The sequence below is a fragment of the Geomonas terrae genome, from assembly GCF_004791675.1.
In the GTDB taxonomy this organism is placed as follows: domain Bacteria; phylum Desulfobacterota; class Desulfuromonadia; order Geobacterales; family Geobacteraceae; genus Geomonas; species Geomonas edaphica.
Map to the genome: position 1 here is coordinate 808,181 of NZ_SRSC01000002.1, position 17,813 is coordinate 825,993.

The window sequence follows — 17,813 nt, forward strand, 5'->3', positions numbered from 1 at the left end:
CGCGAGGTAGACCATGGCAACCGGTAACGACAACGGATACGACATCCGCAGCATATTGAACCAGATGCGCGAGGAGTACTGGGAAGCGCTTTCCGAGGAGGAGAGCGAAGCGAAGCAGATGCTCGAATGCCTCGTCTTCACCCTGGGTGGAGAGCGCTACGCATTCGAGACCCACTTCGCCTGTGAGGTGATCCGCATCCCGAAGCTCATCCGGGTCCCCGCGGTGCAAAGCCTCGTCACCGGGATTTTCAACCTGCGCGGCGACATCACAGCGGCGATCGACATCCGTCCGATGCTCGGGCTGACACAGCCTGAGTTAGGCCCCGCCGGGAGGATCCTCGTCGTGCGCGGCGACCTCTTCTCGACCGGCATCCTGGTGGAGGCGGCGCACGGGGTGCAGCCACTCGATCTGGAACGGTTCGAGACGGCGGTGGCGGGGCTCTCCGCCGAGAGGAAACAGTTCATCCGGGGGCACTTCAACCTCGAGGAGGGGGCGGTTCTGCTCCTCGACATGGAGGCCCTTCTTGCCGCGCCCGAGCTTTTGGTGGGCGAGGCATAACCGCACGGGTTCCCTTTGAGGGGCCGATAAAATACGAGACCGGGGTTCGACATGTCCAACAAGCTATCGGTAAAAATCGTCAGCGTGCTCATCATGGTCATGGTGGTCATCATGACCGCCTTCTCGATCTACTTCGTCCGCTCGCGCCGCGCCAACATGGAGCAGGAACTCCTCTCCAAGGGACGCATCCTCGCGCAGACCGGCGCGCGCTCCATGGAGCGTATTCTCGAGGAGGCGGTGGCAAACGGCAACCTCACCATGGAGCAACTCTTCGACGAGCACTACGTGCCGATACCGAACACCGAACCGCAGAAATTCCACACCCAGTTCGACCGCTTCACCGATCAGGCGGTGCAGGCCCTTGAGGACGAGTTCCTGCACGACGACCAGATCGTCTTCGCGGTCCTTACCGACCGAAACGGCTACATCCCTACCCACAACGCCATTTACTCGGCGCCCCTTACCGGAGACCGCGAAAAAGACAAGCTGAACAACCGCACCAAGCGCATCTTCGGTGACGCGGTCGGGCTCGCCGCGGCCAAGAACCGGGATCCCTTCCTGAAACAGGTGTACCAGCGCGACACCGGCGAGACCATGTGGGACCTCTCCAGTCCGGTCATGGTCCGGGGCAAGCACTGGGGCTCCTTCAGAATCGGCTTCTCCATGGTGAAGACCGAGCAGAAAGGGGCCGAGCTCAGAAACCAGATCGTCGGGAGCATGGCGATCATGCTCCTCGTAGCAAGCGTCACCATCCTCCTCGTGGTGAGCCGCGCGGTCAGACCCCTTTTGCAGCTCACCGAGAAGGCGCACAAGATAACCGGCGGCGACCTCGAAGAGACCATCCCGGTGGAGAGTAACGACGAGATAGGAGAGCTGGCCGAGGCCTTCAACGTGATGACCACGGTCATCGTGCGCGACCTGAAAGACGAGATCGGCCGCAGCGGCCGCCTGATCGCCTCGGTCAAGGAGGCGGTGATCCAGCTCTCCAGCGCCGCGAACGAGATGATGGCGATCAGCGCGCAGCAGGCATCCGGCTCGACCCAGCAGGCAAGCGCGGTCCAGGAGGTGACCACCACGAGCGAGGAGATCGCGATCACCGCGAAGATGATCACGGCCAACTCGAAAAGCGTGGAGGCGGTGGCCGAGGACACCACGAAGAACTGCAACGGCGGCCGCGAGGACGTCGTGAACGCCATCGACGGGATGGGTCAGGTGAGAAGCCAGGTGCAGAGCATCGCGAAGAGCATGCTGGAACTCGGCGAGAACAGCCAGAAGATCGGCGGCATCGTGGAGATCATCGACGAGATCAGCGACCAGACGAACCTCCTCGCCCTGAACGCCGCCATCGAGGCGGCCGGCGCCGGGGAGGCGGGCAAGCGCTTCGCCATCGTGGCCCAGGAGGTGAAGCGGCTCGCCGATCGCACCGTCGAGGCGACGCGCCAGATCAAGGGGCTCATAAGCGAGATCCAGCGCGCCACCAACAACACCATCATGGTGACCGAGGAAGGGACCAAGGCGGTCGACGCCGCCTCGCACCTCGTGGACAAGGTGCAGTACTCCTTCGCCACGATCCAGGCGACCGCCCAGGAGACGGTGCGTACCGCCAAGGAGATAACCCTCTCCACCCAGCAGCAGACCTCCGCCTGCGAGCAGATGGCGGAGACCATGAGCGAGGTGCGCGACGTGGCGCAGCAGGTGGCGCTCTCCGCGCACGAAACCGAGCGCGCCATCGCCGAGATCCTGGAGCTCGCCCAGAGGCTCAAGGAGATCACCGAGGAAGAGGCCTAGATGGGAAACCGGTACCTCGAGATCTTCTGCCGGGAGGCGGAGGAGCATCTCGCCTCGCTGCAAAGCGGCCTTTTGGTGCTGGAGAAGAACCCGGCGCGGACCGAGCTTTTGCACGAGCTCTTGAGAAACGCGCACACCCTGAAGGGGTCGGCGCGCATGGTGGGGCTTGCCGACATAAGCGCCATCACCCACACCATGGAGGAGCTCCTGAAGGGGATGGAGCAGGGCCTTCGCCGCGTGGACGCGGAGACGATCGACCTTTTGCTGAAGGGTGCCGACGCGGTGGCGCTCATCACCTCGGCGCTCATGCGGGGCGTCCCCCCGGAGCTTGACGTGGAACGCTTCGTCGCCGAGTACGAGCGGGGCGAATCGGGACGGCTTTTGCCGGCGGAGCCGCTCGAGGCGAAGGCGGAGGGAGCGGTAGCGGATACGGTGCGCGCCGACGTGAAGACCCTCGACAACCTGGTGAACCTGGTCGGCGAGATGATCATCAACAGAAAGCGCCTTGAGGCGAAGCTTGACGGGCTGAAGGAGCTCTGCTACGAGCTTCCACCCGAGAAGGCGGCCCCCTTCACCGCCTTTCGCGGCGAGCTGGAGGAGGACATCCTCTACCTCGGCTTTTTGATCCAGGACCTGCACGAAAAGGCGATGGGGCTCAGGATGCTGCCGCTAAAGACCATCTCGGACGGCCTCGAACGGCTCGTGCGCGACCTTTCGCTGCAGCTTTCCCGCGAGGTGCAGTTCGAGATCGAGGGGCAGGGGATCGAGATGGACCGGGTGCTCCTCGACGGGCTGAAGCCCATCCTCATCCACCTTTTAACCAACGCCCTAAGCCACGGCATCGAGCCCCCCGAGGCGCGCGAAGCGGCCGGCAAGCCGCGCCGGGGGAGCGTCCTTTTGAGCGCGCGCCACGAGGGGAACTCGGTGCTCGTCGAGGTTCGGGACGACGGGCGCGGCATGGACCCTGCAGCCATCAAGGCCGCCGCGGTAACCCGCGGCGTCATCGAGGCGCGCGAGGCCGAGGGGCTCACCGACGAGGAGGCCCTCTACCTCACCTTCCGCCCCGGCTTTTCCACCGCCGAGATCGTCACCGACATCTCCGGGCGCGGGGTCGGCATGGACGTGGTCAAGAAGAACATCGAGCGCGTCAAGGGCAACGTGACGCTGTCGAGCGAGACTGGGCGCTTCACCCAGGTGACCCTGCAGCTGCCGCTCACCCTTTCGGTCCTGGACGCGCTCATCATCACCTGCGGCGACGAGACCTTCGCCGTCCCCGCCACCTACCTGCAGGAGATCCTGAAGGTGCGTCGGTCGGAAATCACCACCATGGGAACGGACGAGGTGATCAAGGTGCGCGGGGCGACCACGCCGCTTTACAGCCTGGCGGGCATGCTGGGACTCCCAGCGCGGCGCGACGCGGGGGACGCCCCGCTGCCGGTCATCGTGCTAAAGCACTGCGACCAGAGGATCGCCTGCATCGTCGAAAGCCACGTGGGGTACTCCGAGGTGGTGGTCAAGGGGCTCGGCAAGCAGTTCGGAAACGTCCGCTACCTCTTCGGCGCGACCATCATGGGGGACGGCAACCCTGCCCTCATCCTCAATGTACCCGACCTCTTCCAGCCCGGGGGGGGGGCGCCGCGCGCCGTCCTCACTCCCGAGGAGGAAGAGGCGGTGAGGCGCCGCCCGAAGGTCCTGGTCGTGGACGATTCGATCACCACCCGCACCATGGAACAGAGCATCCTCGCGGGCCAGGGGTACCACGTGGTGACCGCGGTCTCGGGCGAGGACGCCATGGAAAAGAGCGCGGCCGATCGTTTCGACCTCATCATCTCTGACGTGGAAATGCCGGGGATGAACGGCTTCGAGCTCACCCGGCTCCTGCGCGCCTCGGAAACGTACCAGGACACCCCGATCATCATCGTGTCGTCCTTGTCGCGTGACGAGGACAAGCGGCAGGCGCTTCAGGCGGGGGCGCAGGCCTATATCGTGAAGGGTGCCTTCGACCAGGGGCTTTTGCTGGAAACGGTGCAGATGCTCATAGGGTGACCGGGAAGGGGCGCCTGAGCGCCCGATGAAAAGGAGCGACATGACCACGAGGATTGTGCTGGCGGACGATTCCCTCCTCGCGCGCCGGCTTTTGAAAGACATGCTGCACGGCGTGGACGGCATCGAGGTGGTGGCCGAGGCGGCCGACGGCGTGCAGGCGGTCGAGGCGACCCAGTCGCTCGCCCCGGACCTCGTCGTCATGGATCTGCTCATGCCGGTTTTGGACGGGCTGGACGCCATCGAGGAGATCATGTCCCAGGCCCCTACCCCGGTCCTCGTCCTCTCCGGCAACGTGGAGGCGAACGAGGTGGACCGCGCCTTCGCCGCCATCAAGCGGGGCGCCCTGGATGTCATGGAGAAACCGCTTTTGGAGGACGAGGCGTCGCTGGCACTCTTCGCGAAGACGCTGAGGGAGAAGATCCTTTTCCTCTCGAGGATCCGGGTGATCCGGCACCCAAGGCGCAGGATGCGGCTCCCCGAGGCGATCCCTCCCCCGCACGGCGGCGCCGGCCACACCATCCTCGCCATCGGAGCGTCAACCGGAGGGCCTAAGGCGGTGATGCGGCTTTTGAAGTCGCTTCCAGCGAATTTTCCGGGGACCGTCTTCGTGGTGCAGCACATAGCCCCCGGCTTTGCCCGGGGCTACGCCAAGTGGCTCGACAGGGAGTGCGCCCTGCCGGTCACCACCGCCCGTGACGGTGCCACATGCAACTCCGGCGAGGTACTGGTCGCGCCCGACGGCAGCCACCTCACCCTCGACAACGGCACGATCCGCCTGGTCGATACCCCCCCGGTGAACTGCTGCCGCCCCTCCATCGACGTCTTCTTCTCGTCGCTCGCCCGGCAGCGCTGCGATCAGGTCGTGGCGGTGCTGCTCACCGGCATGGGGAGAGACGGCGCGCAGGGGATGCTGCGCATCCGGGAGGCCGGGGGGACCACCATCGTGCAGGACGAGCCCTCCTGCGCCGTATTCGGCATGCCCAAGGCCGCCATCACACTCGACGCCGTGGATCGGGTGGTCCCGCTGGACCTGATCCCCGCCGTCCTGGAACGACTCTTCGGAGATGTACGCCCCGCCCCCTCACCGGGCGCCGCCGCGCCCGTCACCTGACCTAAAGGAGCCACCATGAACGAGAAGATCCTCATCATAGACGACAGCGAGCTTGTGCTCGCCATGGCGAAAGACGCGCTGGAGCAGGCAGGATACCTGGTGCTTACCGCCACCAACGGCATCGAGGCAAATCGGTACATCTTCTCCAAGGAGAGACCGGACCTGATCATCATGGACATCATGATGCCGATGCTGGACGGGAACAAGAAGGCGAAGCTGCTAAAGGAGAACGAGGTGAGCCGCGACATCCCGATCCTGCTCCTCTCCTCGAAGAGCGAAGCGGAGATGCGCGCCCTGATGGCCGAGGCCGGTGCGAACGGTTACATCCTGAAGCCCTTCACCGCGGCGCAGATCACCGACACGGTGCGCAGTTGCCTGACCCGGGCCTGCTGACGAGTGCACAGTTCGGCGCGGCGCTGCCCCCCCTCCCCTTTTTCCCGCGCGCGAGAGCCAAGGCGGCGCAGGTTGTAAAAAAACGAACAGTGCATTTTTTTACCCGGCGCCGCAAAGGTTCGAAAGTGCGTGGTTTAGCAGAAGTCAAAGACTGAAAGTGTAAATTTTTTCACACTCCCACCGCTCGGCGCCCCCATGCAAGTGCCACCGTAACACACCGTTTTCCCGTGATTTTCACCAATGGCCGCCTTGGCATACATATTGGAATAAGGTCCCTGTTGTCGATGCCATCGTTACGGGGAGAGAATCATGGACCAACAGTACAGCATCATCAATCAGTGCCTCCAGCTGCTCAAGCAAAGCGACATGCCTACCATAAAGAAGCTGAGGGTGGAGATCCAGCTCATCCAGATGAAGAGACTATTGCTGAACGATGCCCTGACCAACGAGGTAGTCCGGGGCTCCTGCGGCGAGGACGTTTTCGAGGGGCTCCTAAGCCAGATGCGCAGGATCTGCGGTGAAGGGTCTCACGGTGATGCGCTCACCGATCTGATGGAGCGGATCGGGGGGATGCTGACAGTCTTAGGCGGGGAACACGTCCACCACTAGCAGGAGGCGGCCGGGAGCGTCACGGTGGCGAGGGTCCCCTCGCCCGTGCGCGAAGTAAGCTCCAGCCGGCCGCCATGCTCGGCGACGATGTACTGGGAGATGTAGAGCCCGAGGCCGCTGCCGCCGCGCTCAAGCTTCGTCGAATAGAAGGGCTCGAAGAGCCGTTCCATCGTTTCCGGCCCTATGCCGCTGCCGTTGTCACGCACCTCGACTAACACCTCTTCTCCCCCCGCCTCGCAGCGGGTGGTAAGGCGGATCTCGCCATGGCCGCCGGTGAAGGACTGCATGGCGTTCAGGATGAGGTTGATGAGCACCTGCTCGATCTGCTGCTGGCTGCCGGCGACGACCGGTAACCCGGTGCCCAGGGAGGTGTGGAGCTGGATGTCCTTGTTGGTCTGGCAGGCAAGCACCGACAACGCCGCGCCGACCGCCGCGTTCACGTCCAGCTTCTGATGCTGCCGCACCGTGCCCCCGACCCCGTAGTCCCTTAGCCCCTGCACCACCATCGCGATCCGCTCCGAGTTCTCCACGATCTTTCCCGTGTTTTCCACCAGGACGAGCCGCGCCTTGTGGTACGGCACCCCTCCGAGGTAGAAGTCCCCCTCTTCCTGCCATACACCGTCCAGAAGCGGTAGCGCGTCAGCCAGCATCTTGCCGATCATGTGCCCGGAGAAGCGGATCGACGCGTTCGGGTTGTTGATCTCGTGCGCCATCGATGAGAGCAAAAGCCCGAGGGAGGTCATCTTGTTGGTCTGGATAAGCCGCGCCATGACCCGCTTTTTCTCCTCCTGCACCTCGAGTTTCATCGCTTTAAGGAGCTCCTCCTGCAGCGCGAGGTTCTCCAGCTCGCGCAGTTCCAGCGAGGCGGCCATGGCGTTTATGGCGTTCGCGGCGCGACCGAGCTCGTCGTCGCCGTCGAGATCGACGCGTGCCGAGAGCTTGCCGGAGCCGATCTCCTCGATCCCGCCCAGAAGGAGGTTGAAGGAGCCGGTCACCCGCTTCAGGACGTGGTAGCTTAGCAGCGAGACGACGATCCAGAAAAGGGTCCCTATGCCCAGGGAGGCGACGACCAGGGTGAGGACCCGCTCGCGCTCGCCGCTGGTGTCGAGTCTCAGGCGCACCTCTCCGATAACCCGGTCCTCGTTCCCCTCCCGGTGGCCAAGAAGGGCCGACTCGGGAGAAAGTCCGCTCGGCAGGCTTATGGGCACCGCCATGGTTACCGCATCGTCCGGGATGCGCTCCGACTTCGCCTGCCGGGCGTACACCCTCCCCTCATTGTCCCTGATCGATACGGAGAGCACCGATGGGTAGCGCGCGGTGCTCTCGGCGAGGGACTCGAGCGCCTTCACGTTCTCGGCGAAAAGGGGCAGCCGCGCGTTGTGCGCAAGGATGGTGGCAAGGAGCTTCCCCTCGCGCTCGAGGTTGTTGCGGTACGCGCCCGCCTCGGTGGCGACATAGAAGGAAACGAAGGCGGCGGTAAGAAGCGCAATGGTCCCGGTGAAGATCAGATAGAGACGGAACCGGAAGCTCTTCGCGTAGGGGGGAAGCCGGAGTTTTCTCCTCCTCATCTCAATGCCCCCCCAGACCGCTTAGCTTTAATTGGCGCACCACCCCATCGTTGGTCCTGCTGAGCACCTTGCGCGGGGGGACCATCCCCTCTTCCGGGTCTCTCCCCTCGAGCAGATCCTGGGCCATCTCTCCCAGCTGCCTTCCTATGTCGTACCGGTCGATGGTGAGCGCCACCGCCGCCCCCATGGTGAGGTAGACGTCGGCGAAGCTGACGACCGGGACCCTCTCGGACTGCGAGAAAAGGAAGTAGGCCTCGGTCGAGGCGGCAGATACCGCGGTGACGTCCGGAATCATCCAGAGCGCGTCCACCTTTCCCCTGAGCGACTGGAGCATGGCCGGAGTCTCCTTGGGAGCGTGAACCTCGCGCAGAACGAGACGGAGATGCCCCTTGGAGGCGGCCAGGGCCTTTTTCACGTAGACGCCGCTGCGCCCGGGGTCGTAGAGCACCCCTACCCGGTCCGTGCCGAGCGATTGGAAGAGGGAGAGGTACCGGGCCGGATCGAAGAGCATGCTGATGCCGCTCACCCAGCGACGCGGCTTCACGTTGAGCGCCATCATGCACAAAACGGGGGTATCCCCCTGCTTCTGGGCCAATTCGAGGGCGCGGTCCCCGACGGCAACGATGACCTTTGGGTGCTCTTCCCGCACGATCCGGACGAGGTCAAGGTCGGCGTAATCGGAGAGGACGATCATGCGGCTCGAGGCGCGGCATTCCTTCTTGAAGCCCCGCACCGCCTCCGCGTACCCCTTTTCATGCATGGACTGCAGTATGAGCACATCGTAGGCAAAAGCGGGCAGCGGACTGAGCAGCAACAACAGAAAAAGCAGGAATCTTAGAACTTGCATCTCACCCCCGCTTCGCCCCAACGTCCCGCGTTGCGAAAGATGCTGTCCATGTATTGCCGCCCGTCGAATATGTTGCGCACGGAAAGGAATACCTCGAGGCTAAAGGTATCCGTAGTGGCGATCCACTTTCTCAGGTGCACGTCCCAGATGACGCCCCCGGTACGGGAGTGCCCAGGGTCATTCCAGTCGACCAGGTTGCCGATCAGTTCCGCGTGCAACTGCTCCGCGACGTCATACTTGAGTCCGATCTTCACTGTGTGCACCGGAACACCATTGAGGACATCACCGGTGGCTTTATCGGTGGCCCTGACATAGGTGTAACCTGCGGAAAGGGAGGTGTTAAGAACTGGGAGCGTTTTGGCCTCCACCTCCACCCCCTCCTTTAGCTGCCGCTGTTTTGGTCCCAATGGCCCAACGGGCTGGACGTTACTTGTGTCGTTTCTGAAGAAGGTTCCCTTGAGCCAGAGGTAGGGGACATCCCCGGTTTCGAAGCCTACCTGGGAAGTCCATACTTTCTCCGTGGAATCGGAGCGGTTGAGGGAGGTGAGACTGTACCCTTTGGCGGTATAGGCTCGCAGCACGCTGTTTTCAGTCAGTGCGTAGGTGAGGCCCAGGCTCGGGCTGAAGTGATCTCCCCCGGATCCGGTCCTGTCGAAGCGGGCACTAGGGGTAATGGCGAAGGAACCGAGGGTAATGGTGTCGATTGCATAGACACCGACACGATCGGCGCGCCATACCGCCTTTTCTCCCGCGAAGTCCAGTTTAGCCTTCACGTGGTCGTAATCGACACCACCCACCAACAGGTGCATGTCCCCGAGCCACGAGAGTTTCACTCCCCCTCCACGGCTGGTCTCCTTGGTGAGGGTGGACTGGTACTGCAATGTCTCAGTGGGATCGAGAACGGATACATGCGATGAGTATCGACGCCCCTGCAGCGAGGCATCAAGGACAAGCCGGTGCGAGAGCGGGTAGCGCAGGGACAGCATCGAGATGACCTGTCGGGTGCCCTGATCTACGTGCACCATATCCGTAGCGGTCTGCCCGCTATCATTTTCGGTGAACCCTGTACTGAGGGTGATTGCTCCGTCCGCCGGCAGCTCGTAGCGTAATTTACCGTACAAGCTGCCGAGGCTCACATCGTTGTTGGGAAGCAGTCCGTCGGAGCGGAGCTTTCCTGCGGTCAGATAGTAGCCAAAGCGGTGTAAGGTCCCCCCCCCCTCGACCCTGCCGTCAACCGTATCGCGGGTACCGGTGGAGCCGGAAACGAGCCCGCCAAAGGGTCTGTCATCGTGAGGGTTCTTCGTGATGACGTTGATAACGCCACCAAGGGCGCTTCCCCAGGAAGAGGAGGCGGCCCCTTTCACGGCCTCGACCCGCTCGATCATCTGCGCCGGTATGGAGCTGATGTCCGCGAAGTTGTCAGCCAGGTTGTTGATGGGAATGCCGTCGACGAGAACCAGGACATGGTTGAAGTTTGCGCCCTGCACGCGGGCGTTGCTCACCGTGCCAGGCGTCCGATAGGTCTCTAGCGCTACTCCAGTCACGATGTAAAGCACGTCGGTCAGGTTGTGCGCGTTTATATCCTCGATCTCCTTCGAGGTCACGACGGTTATGTTCTCGGCGGTCTGCGAGGCGGGGCGCGGCGATCTGCTGCCGGTGACGACGTCGGTATCGGGGCCATTGAAGAGCTCAAGAGAACTGAGATCATCGCTGGCACCTGCCGTACCTGCAGACAGCACCAGCAATAGCAGCGCAGACACCAACACCCCCCTCATATTGGCACAGCGCCGCTCGTGCAAGTCATTACGATTGCTCAACAGCACCCCCCTTAGATAAATTATTTTTAAAACTTGTTGCAATTAAGCTTAAGCGATGCTAACCTTAGCACGCGTTAACCCACATTGCAAAACAAATTTGCTAAAACACAAGGAGGGAATGGCAATGGCAAAAGAGAACCTGGCATTGGAAGTCCTCGAAACGGGCACGGACGTAGAAGTTCAAACCGAAGGCGTAAGTTGCTGCTGGACGTTGTTTATTTACTTCTACAGCTCGCTGTAAGAAACATCCTCTTGCGGCGGCGCCCTGTATGCGGGGCGCACGCCGCAGCCGCTTTCAAAGTCCCTGCAGAAAATGCCATAACCACGTCGCAGAATGGAACCCAGCCATGCACCTGTCACGCTACCTGAAGATCTACCCCGCGAAAAATCGTCCCGATCACTTCCTTCTCTACTCGACCCTGCGCCTTTCCGCCGTCATCCTCTCCGGCGCCGTCCTCGATCATGCCCGCAACGGCACCCTTCCGGACGCCTTGCGCGACAAGCTCGCGCACCTGGGCATGCTGGTGCCCGATCCCGTCGGCGAACGGGAGCAGGTGCGCGGCATGCTGGACCGGGTGAACGCGAAAAGCCGCCGCTTCACCGCGATGGTGGTGCTGAACCTTGACTGTAACCTGAACTGCGGTTACTGCTACGAGGCAGAGTTCCGTGACGGCAGGTATATGAGGGACGCTACCGCCGACCTCCTGGTCGAGTACCTCTTGCGCGAGCAGATCACCCGGGGCTTCGACGTGGAGCTTAGCTTCTACGGTGGCGAGCCCCTCATGTCGCTCGACCTGATACGTCGCATCTCCCTGCCGCTCAAGGAGCAGGCGGAGCGCCACGGCGTCGATTACCGCTTCTCCGTGGTCACCAACGGCACGCTTTTGAACCGGCGCTGCGCCGAGGAGCTCGCTGCCCTTGGCCTTAAGGGGGCGAAATTCACCCTGGACGGGCCAAGACACATCCACAACATCGAGCGCCCATACGCCTCCGGCGCCGGGAGCTTCGACGCCATCGTCGACAACATCGCAGCCATATGGGACCTGGTCCCGATCCAGCTTGGCGGGAACTTTCGCAGGGAGAATTACCTGCACTTTCCGCGTCTGCTCGACCAGTTGGTCGAGCGCGGCATCACCGGGGGCATGATCCAAAGCGTCCTCTTCACACCGGTGACCCCAAAGGCGGGATGTTCCGAACGCAGCTCAGGGTGCGCAAATCCAAGCGCCCCATGGCTCGTCGACGCCCAGCTCTACCTGCGCGAGGAGATACTGAAGAGGGGCTTCGCGACCTCGAAGCCGAAGGTCTCCGCCTGTATCGTGGAACTGGAAAACAACCTCCTGGTGAGCTGCGAGGGGGAGTTCTACAAATGCCCGGCCCTTATGGGGTGGGACGGGTTCTCCATCGGCAACCTCACCGACGGGATCAAGGACTACCGGGAATCGCACGCCGTCGGCAACTGGCAGGTCGACAGCTGCCTTGAGTGCGCCTATCTTCCGCTTTGCTTCGGCGGCTGTCGCTTCATGAACCTCCTGCAGGACAAGACCGTAGGCGAGGTCGACTGCCGACGCGATTATTTCGACGCCGCCCTGCAGCTGATCGTGGAACAGGACCTGTCCCGGGCGGGTAATCCTGGAACGGCAAGGACCGCGCCGTCTCCGCGCGCCATCCCCTCCCCTGCCCCTAGTGGCGCTCCTGCTTCAGCCGCTTGTTGAGGGTCGGGCGGGTCACCCCCAAAAGTTCGGCCGCCTGGGTCTGGTTGCCGCTGGTGAGCTTCATCGCCTCGGCAATCAGATACTCCTCCACCTGCAACACCGTTGGAAACTTCCCGAAGAGCGCGAAGAGCGGGTTCCCGCAGTCTACCGGCTGCGGGGCCCGCGCCGGGGCGGGTGCCACCCCGGGGAAATCGGCCACCGACAGCGGGGCCCCGTCGTTGCAGGTAACGGCGTGGTGCACCATGTTGTAGAGTTCGCGAACGTTGCCGGGGAAGCTGCATTGCTGCAGCGCAGCGATCACCGCAGGCGGCACCCTGGGCACCGGCTTTTCCTGCTCGGTCGCGACCTGGCGCACGAAGTAGTCGACGAGCACCTCCAGGTCCTCGAGCCGCTCCCGCAGGGGGGGAACGCGGAACTCGTGGGCGCAAAGGCGGAAATAGAGGTCGTTTCTGAAGGTCCCTGCGCCCCTGAGCGCGGTGAAATCCATGTTGGAGGCGGCAACGATGCGGGCATCGCTTTTAAGAAGGAGGTCCGACCCCAGCCGGTAGTACTCACGCTCCTGCAAAAGCCTCAAGAGTTTGATCTGCGAGGCGTGGTTCAGGTCGCCGATTTCATCCAGAAAGAGGGTCCCGCCTGCCGCAGCCGCGATCAGGCCGTCGCGCTTGCTGTCCGCACCGGTGAAGGCCCCCTTCTTGTGCCCGAAGAGGGTGTCGGAAAACATGAAATCGTCGAGCCCGGCCGCGTTCAGCGAAATGAAGGGTCCCGATACCCCGGAGACCTCGTGGACCGCGCGGGCGAGGAGCTCCTTCCCAACGCCGGTCTCGCCTGTGATGAGCACCGGCAGCCGCGATGAGGCGATCGCCTCGATGTACTGGAAGATGCCGCGCATCTTCTTCGATTCGGTGACGATGCCGGCGAATGCGTCCGGGTTCCCCAGGGTGTCGGCCAGGAGGTAGTCCTTGAGCATCCGGTTCTGCTGCCCGAGCTCGCTCACATGCATCGCCTTTTTGACGCTCGCCACCAGGCGGTTCGGGTCGACCGGCTTGGTCAGAAAGTCGAAGGCCCCCTGCCGCATGCAGGCAACCGCTGTCTCCACGTCCCCCATCGCGGTCATCACGATCACCGGGACCTCGGGGTGTTCCACGGTGAGGCTCTGAAGGATCTCCGCCCCCGAGACGTTGGGCATCACCCAGTCGAGGACCACAGCACTCACCCGGCGCTCCCGCAGGTAAGGGAGCACCTGGCGACTGTCGGAGATGGTCGTGACCTCGGGGATGTCGCTGGACGCAAGGAGCAGCGACACCTCGTTAAGGATCCCCGGTTCGTCGTCCACGACGAGCATCTGTTGTTGGGCAACCGTATTCACTCTCATCACACCACCCGGATCGGCAGAGTATACTTAAAGGACTCACATCATATATTGTTAAGCTCCGTTGTTCAACCTTCTTCTCGTTACAGGCGGATATTTTCCTCAGACACGCCGCGTCAATCATGTTGCAATGACAGGCGTAATCGGCTTAATCTAGCCCTTGAGCAGGACCATAAACAACGGAGGCTGATATGAATCCCAGAGCACTCCTGGAAAAATACTTCACCGATAACGCCCAGGGGCTGGAGATAGTGTACCGACACAGCCGTATGGTGGCCGACAAGGCGCTCTCCATAGCCGAAGGCGTCAAAGGAAAGCATCTCGACCTGCGTTTCATCGAGGAGGCGGCGCTTTTGCACGACATAGGCGTCTCCCGCGTCTATGCGCCCAAACTCAACTGCTTCGGCAAGGCGCCCTACATAAGCCACGGCATCATCGGGCGCAAGATACTCGATGCCGAGGGGCTGCCGCACCACGCCATGGTCTGCGAGCGCCACATAGGCGTCGGGCTCACCGCGCGGGACATCGTTGAGCAAAAGCTCGCCCTTCCCGAGCGCGAGATGTCCCCGGTGACCGACTGCGAGCGCATCGTGGCTCTCGCCGACCTTTTCTACTCCAAGAAAGGGGGCGAACTGGAACGGGAAAAGAGCACCGAGCAGGTACGCAGCGACCTCGCGCGCTTCAGCCTGGAAAAGGTCCGCATCTTCGAGAACTGGCTCGCCGACTTCGGCCTCGGCACTCCCGCGGCAGCCCTCCCCCTTGCCTCATCCTAATTAGCCTCCCCTCCGCACCGGACCAAGGAATATGCTATACTGCTAAGGGTGCAGCGTCACAGGGCATTTTATGCGCCCCACCCTCAAGCCGGTTCTGCACCGATCATGTGTCCCTCTCTACAGGTGTATTCATGGGAAAACCGCTCCGCGTGCTGATTGTGGAAGACTCCGAGGACGACACCCTGCTCCTTACCTTCGAGCTGCGCCGCGGCAACTACGCACCCATCGCCAAGCGGGTCGAGACCGCGGAGGCGATGCGCCGGGCGCTGGAGGAGGACGAGTGGGACGTGGTGATCTCGGACTACGTCCTCCCGGGCTTCACCGGGCTCGAAGCCCTGCAGGTGCTGCGCGAGTCGGGCCTCGACATCCCTTTCATCATCGTTTCTGGCAAGATCGGCGAGGACACGGCGGTGGGCGCCATGAAGGAAGGGGCCAACGACTACCTGATCAAGGGGCACACCTCACGTCTGATCCCGGCCATCGAGCGCGAGATGCACGAGGCGGAGGTGCGGCGCAAAAAACGCGAGACGGAAGCCGCCCTGGTCCGAAGCGAGCGGCGCTACAAGAGGCTCGTCGCCGCGGTCACCGACTACATCTACACGGTCAACCTAAGCGACGGTGAGGTGGTGCGAACGACGCACGGCCCGGGATGCCTCTCGGTGACCGGGTACAGCAACGAGGAGTACGTCGACAACCCCTTCCTCTGGTACCAGATGATCCACGAGGAGGACCGCGCAGCGGTAACCGGGCTCACCGAGGAGGTGAAGGCCGGCAGGGAGGTCCCCTCACTGGAACACCGGATCCGCCACAAGGACGGCTCGCTGCGCTGGGTCATCAACACCATCGTGCCGCGTTACAGCGAGCGCGGGGAACTGATCGCCTACGACGGCCTCATCTCGGACATATCCGAACGAAAGCGCGCCGAGGAATCGCTGCAGGTGCAAAGTGCGGCGCTGGAGGCGGCGGCGAACGCCATCGTCATCACCGACAGCCGCGGCATGGTGCTCTCGGTGAACGCCGCATTCACCAGGATGACCGGCTATACCCAAGCCGAGGCGGCGGGACGGGATCTAAGCTTCCTCAAATCGGACCGTCACGCCCCCGACTTCTACGAAGACCTCTGGAACACCATCATGTCCGGCAGGACCTGGCACGGCGAGATGGTGAACCGGCGTAAAAGCGGCGAACTCTACCCCGAGGAGCAGACCATCACGCCGGTAACCGACGAGACCGGTCGGATCAAGCACTTCATCTGCATCAAGCAGGACATCACCGAGCGCAAGCTCGCCGAGCAGGCGCTTTTGCAGAACACGAGCCTCCACAAGGAGATGGAGATCGCACGGCAGATCCAGCTCTCGCTGCTTCCCGCCTCGCCCCCCCTTTTAAGCGGCATCGACTGCGCGGGGCGCTGCGTCCCGGCAAGCCACATCGGCGGAGACTACTTCGACATCCTGCCCCACGGCGAACGGCTCGACCTGGTCATCGCCGACGTATCCGGGCACAGCGTGGGAGCCGCGCTCATCATGGTGGAGACGAGAAGCGTACTGCACGCCCAGATGCCGGCCCTGGACGGCCCGGCCCAGGTAGTCGCGGCGCTGAACGAGATCCTCCTCGACGACCTAAGCCGCGCTGAGCTCTTCATCACCATGTCGTACCTGAGCTATCAGCGGGCCACCGGCAAACTGCGCTACAGCAACGCCGGGCACCCCCCTCCCCTTCTGTTCCGCCCTTCGGAGGAGCGCTTCTTCGAGCTCGACGCCGAGGGGCTCATCCTCGGGGTGCAGCGCCGCGTCGCCTTCCACGAAATGGCGATGCAGGTGGATAAAGGGGACCTGCTGCTTTTGTACACCGACGGCATCACCGAGACGGAAAACGGCGACGGCGAGTTCTTCGGCAAAGAGAGGCTGAAAGGGGTGCTGGCCCGCGAGCACAAAAAGCCCGCCGCAGGCATCATAGAGGCGATCCTCGATGCCCTGCGCGCCTTCACCGGCAGCGCCACCTTCAACGACGACATCTCCATGCTCACCCTCAAGTTCCTCCACTGACCCCTCACCCGATTACTTTTCTTGACGATGCACGCCGCGATGGTGTAAACATACGCCATTCAAAAGATTCAGGGGTGTGCATATGGCGAAAAAGATCTTCGTTGCGGCGACCGGACAAAACTGTGGCAAGACGACCATCAGCATTTCGCTCATGCACCAGGCGAGGAAGAAGTACAAGCGGGTCGGTTTCGTGAAACCTTTCGGTCCGAAGGTGCTCCTCTACGACGATTTCATGGTGGACATGGACGCCCTCTTGATGGCGAAGGCCTTCGGGATGGAGGAGGACATCGCCCTCATGTCGCCGGTCGCCCTGCACCGTGACTTCACCAAGGACTACCTGGCGGGAAAACTGGACGACCTATCGCTGTCCGACTGCATCCTTGAGGCGGTGAGGGAGCTCGAGAAGAAGTACGACTTCCTGATCATCGAAGGGGCCGGACATGGCGGCGTGGGTGCGGTGATCGGGCTTTCCAACGCCAAGGTGGCGAAGCTGATCGACGCGCCGGTTGTGATCGTGAGCGAAAGCGGCATCGGTAAGGTGATCGACGCGGTACACCTGAACCTCGCCCTGTATGAACGCGAAGGTGCGGACGTGAGGGGGATCATCGTCAACAAGATGATGCCGAGCAAGAAGGAAGTGACCTGCAAGTACCTGAAACGCGCCTTCGAACCGAAAATCAAGGTGATCGACGGCTTCAACTACTCGCCGATCCTCGCCAACCCTACCCTCAGTCACATCTCCAAACTGTTCGATCTGCCGCTTCAGGGGGATCACCAGCAGAAAAGCCGGATCATACACAACATCCAGCTGGGCGCCGCCTCCTCGCAGCGGGTGGTGGACGGGCTTTTGGACTCCACGCTGATGATCGTGACAAGCTCGAGGGACGAGCTCGTCGTGACGCTCTCCTCGCTTTACCACATCCCCGCCTACAAGGAGAAGATCGCCGGTCTCGTCGTATCGGGCCACGCCCCTGTTTCCGAGGTTACCCAGCAGATCCTCTTCGACTCGGGGATCCCCTTCATCAGGGTAGAGGAGACCACCGCCGACGTCTTCACCGCCCTTTCCGACGACGTGGCGAAGATCACCTACGAAGACCAGGAAAAGCTCAACTGGATCATGGCCAACGCCGAGAAGGACGTGGACTTCTCCGCGATAGACGCACTGTTATAAAAAAA

General features: G+C 62.5%; 14 protein-coding genes. 10 read left to right on the forward strand and 4 right to left on the reverse strand.

The window, feature by feature from the left end; genetic code table 11:
• The first annotated feature begins 13 nt into the window (after positions 1-13).
• The 6 genes from E4633_RS10735 to E4633_RS10760 all read left to right on the forward strand — a co-directional run bounded on the left by E4633_RS10735 (position 14) and on the right by E4633_RS10760 (position 6,506).
• Positions 14-559: a chemotaxis protein CheW gene (locus tag E4633_RS10735; RefSeq protein WP_135870232.1), complete on the forward strand. Its 546-nt coding sequence runs from the start codon at positions 14-16 to the stop codon at positions 557-559.
• A gap of 51 nt (positions 560-610) precedes the next feature.
• Complete coding sequence (locus tag E4633_RS10740; protein WP_135870233.1) at positions 611-2,347, forward strand: methyl-accepting chemotaxis protein; 1,737 nt, start codon at positions 611-613, stop codon at positions 2,345-2,347.
• Positions 2,348-4,393: a hybrid sensor histidine kinase/response regulator gene (locus E4633_RS10745; protein WP_135870234.1), complete on the forward strand. Its 2,046-nt coding sequence runs from the start codon at positions 2,348-2,350 to the stop codon at positions 4,391-4,393.
• Positions 4,394-4,433: 40 nt separating this feature from the next.
• Positions 4,434-5,504, forward strand: a complete 1,071-nt coding sequence (gene cheB / locus E4633_RS10750; protein ID WP_135870235.1) for a chemotaxis-specific protein-glutamate methyltransferase CheB — start codon at positions 4,434-4,436, stop codon at positions 5,502-5,504.
• A gap of 15 nt (positions 5,505-5,519) precedes the next feature.
• On the forward strand, positions 5,520-5,897 hold the full coding sequence (locus E4633_RS10755) for a response regulator (protein WP_135870236.1): 378 nt from the start codon (positions 5,520-5,522) through the stop codon (positions 5,895-5,897).
• A 309-nt stretch (positions 5,898-6,206) separates the two neighbouring features.
• Complete coding sequence (locus E4633_RS10760; RefSeq protein WP_135870237.1) at positions 6,207-6,506, forward strand: hypothetical protein; 300 nt, start codon at positions 6,207-6,209, stop codon at positions 6,504-6,506.
• Here E4633_RS10760 and E4633_RS10765 read toward each other — a convergent pair.
• Genes E4633_RS10765 through E4633_RS10775 form a run of 3 tightly spaced genes read right to left on the reverse strand, consistent with a single transcriptional unit; the run spans position 6,503 to position 10,681 of the window.
• Complete coding sequence (locus E4633_RS10765) at positions 6,503-8,074, reverse strand: sensor histidine kinase (RefSeq protein WP_135870238.1); 1,572 nt, start codon at positions 8,072-8,074, stop codon at positions 6,503-6,505. The two genes, E4633_RS10760 and E4633_RS10765, sit on opposite strands and share 4 nt — an antisense overlap.
• 1 nt (position 8,075) lies before the next feature.
• Positions 8,076-8,921 (reverse strand): ABC transporter substrate-binding protein, encoded by an 846-nt coding sequence (locus E4633_RS10770; protein ID WP_135870239.1) that lies wholly within the window; start codon positions 8,919-8,921, stop codon positions 8,076-8,078.
• Positions 8,909-10,681, reverse strand: a complete 1,773-nt coding sequence (locus E4633_RS10775; protein WP_246038033.1) for a TonB-dependent receptor plug domain-containing protein — start codon at positions 10,679-10,681, stop codon at positions 8,909-8,911. Before E4633_RS10775 ends, E4633_RS10770 begins: the two co-directional genes overlap by 13 nt.
• A gap of 404 nt (positions 10,682-11,085) precedes the next feature.
• Between E4633_RS10775 and gptM the strand changes: the two genes are divergently transcribed.
• Positions 11,086-12,450, forward strand: coding sequence for a geopeptide radical SAM maturase (gptM, locus tag E4633_RS10780; RefSeq protein WP_135870240.1), 1,365 nt, complete (start codon positions 11,086-11,088; stop codon positions 12,448-12,450).
• Here the strand turns inward: gptM and E4633_RS10785 are convergent.
• The gene (locus E4633_RS10785; RefSeq protein ID WP_246038034.1) at positions 12,419-13,822 is read right to left on the reverse strand and encodes a sigma-54-dependent transcriptional regulator; all 1,404 of its coding nucleotides are present in this window, start codon (positions 13,820-13,822) and stop codon (positions 12,419-12,421) included. The two genes, gptM and E4633_RS10785, sit on opposite strands and share 32 nt — an antisense overlap.
• 188 nt (positions 13,823-14,010) lie before the next feature.
• Here E4633_RS10785 and E4633_RS10790 point away from each other — a divergent pair, with 188 nt between their 5' ends.
• The 3 genes from E4633_RS10790 (at position 14,011) to E4633_RS10800 (ending at position 17,808) form a co-directional block, all read left to right on the forward strand.
• On the forward strand, positions 14,011-14,592 hold the full coding sequence (locus E4633_RS10790) for an HD domain-containing protein (protein ID WP_135870241.1): 582 nt from the start codon (positions 14,011-14,013) through the stop codon (positions 14,590-14,592).
• A gap of 131 nt (positions 14,593-14,723) precedes the next feature.
• The gene (locus tag E4633_RS10795; RefSeq protein WP_135870242.1) at positions 14,724-16,637 is read left to right on the forward strand and encodes a SpoIIE family protein phosphatase; all 1,914 of its coding nucleotides are present in this window, start codon (positions 14,724-14,726) and stop codon (positions 16,635-16,637) included.
• Between the two features lie 82 nt (positions 16,638-16,719).
• Positions 16,720-17,808, forward strand: coding sequence for an AAA family ATPase (locus E4633_RS10800; protein ID WP_135870243.1), 1,089 nt, complete (start codon positions 16,720-16,722; stop codon positions 17,806-17,808).
• The last annotated feature ends 5 nt before the right edge of the window (positions 17,809-17,813 follow it).

What these genes read in the sequence shown, in the direction of transcription:
- gptM (WP_135870240.1), top strand. Translation starts at nt 11,086, where the DNA reads ATGCACCTGTCACGCTACCTGAAGATCTACCCCGCGAAAAATCGTCCC.
- E4633_RS10770 (WP_135870239.1), bottom strand. Translation starts at nt 8,921, where the DNA reads ATGCAAGTTCTAAGATTCCTGCTTTTTCTGTTGTTGCTGCTCAGTCCG.
- E4633_RS10800 (WP_135870243.1), top strand. Translation starts at nt 16,720, where the DNA reads ATGGCGAAAAAGATCTTCGTTGCGGCGACCGGACAAAACTGTGGCAAG.
- cheB (WP_135870235.1), top strand. Translation starts at nt 4,434, where the DNA reads ATGACCACGAGGATTGTGCTGGCGGACGATTCCCTCCTCGCGCGCCGG.
- E4633_RS10790 (WP_135870241.1), top strand. Translation starts at nt 14,011, where the DNA reads ATGAATCCCAGAGCACTCCTGGAAAAATACTTCACCGATAACGCCCAG.
- E4633_RS10735 (WP_135870232.1), top strand. Translation starts at nt 14, where the DNA reads ATGGCAACCGGTAACGACAACGGATACGACATCCGCAGCATATTGAAC.
- E4633_RS10740 (WP_135870233.1), top strand. Translation starts at nt 611, where the DNA reads ATGTCCAACAAGCTATCGGTAAAAATCGTCAGCGTGCTCATCATGGTC.
- E4633_RS10765 (WP_135870238.1), bottom strand. Translation starts at nt 8,074, where the DNA reads ATGAGGAGGAGAAAACTCCGGCTTCCCCCCTACGCGAAGAGCTTCCGG.
- E4633_RS10760 (WP_135870237.1), top strand. Translation starts at nt 6,207, where the DNA reads ATGGACCAACAGTACAGCATCATCAATCAGTGCCTCCAGCTGCTCAAG.
- E4633_RS10755 (WP_135870236.1), top strand. Translation starts at nt 5,520, where the DNA reads ATGAACGAGAAGATCCTCATCATAGACGACAGCGAGCTTGTGCTCGCC.
- E4633_RS10795 (WP_135870242.1), top strand. Translation starts at nt 14,724, where the DNA reads ATGGGAAAACCGCTCCGCGTGCTGATTGTGGAAGACTCCGAGGACGAC.
- E4633_RS10745 (WP_135870234.1), top strand. Translation starts at nt 2,348, where the DNA reads ATGGGAAACCGGTACCTCGAGATCTTCTGCCGGGAGGCGGAGGAGCAT.
- E4633_RS10785 (WP_246038034.1), bottom strand. Translation starts at nt 13,822, where the DNA reads ATGAGAGTGAATACGGTTGCCCAACAACAGATGCTCGTCGTGGACGAC.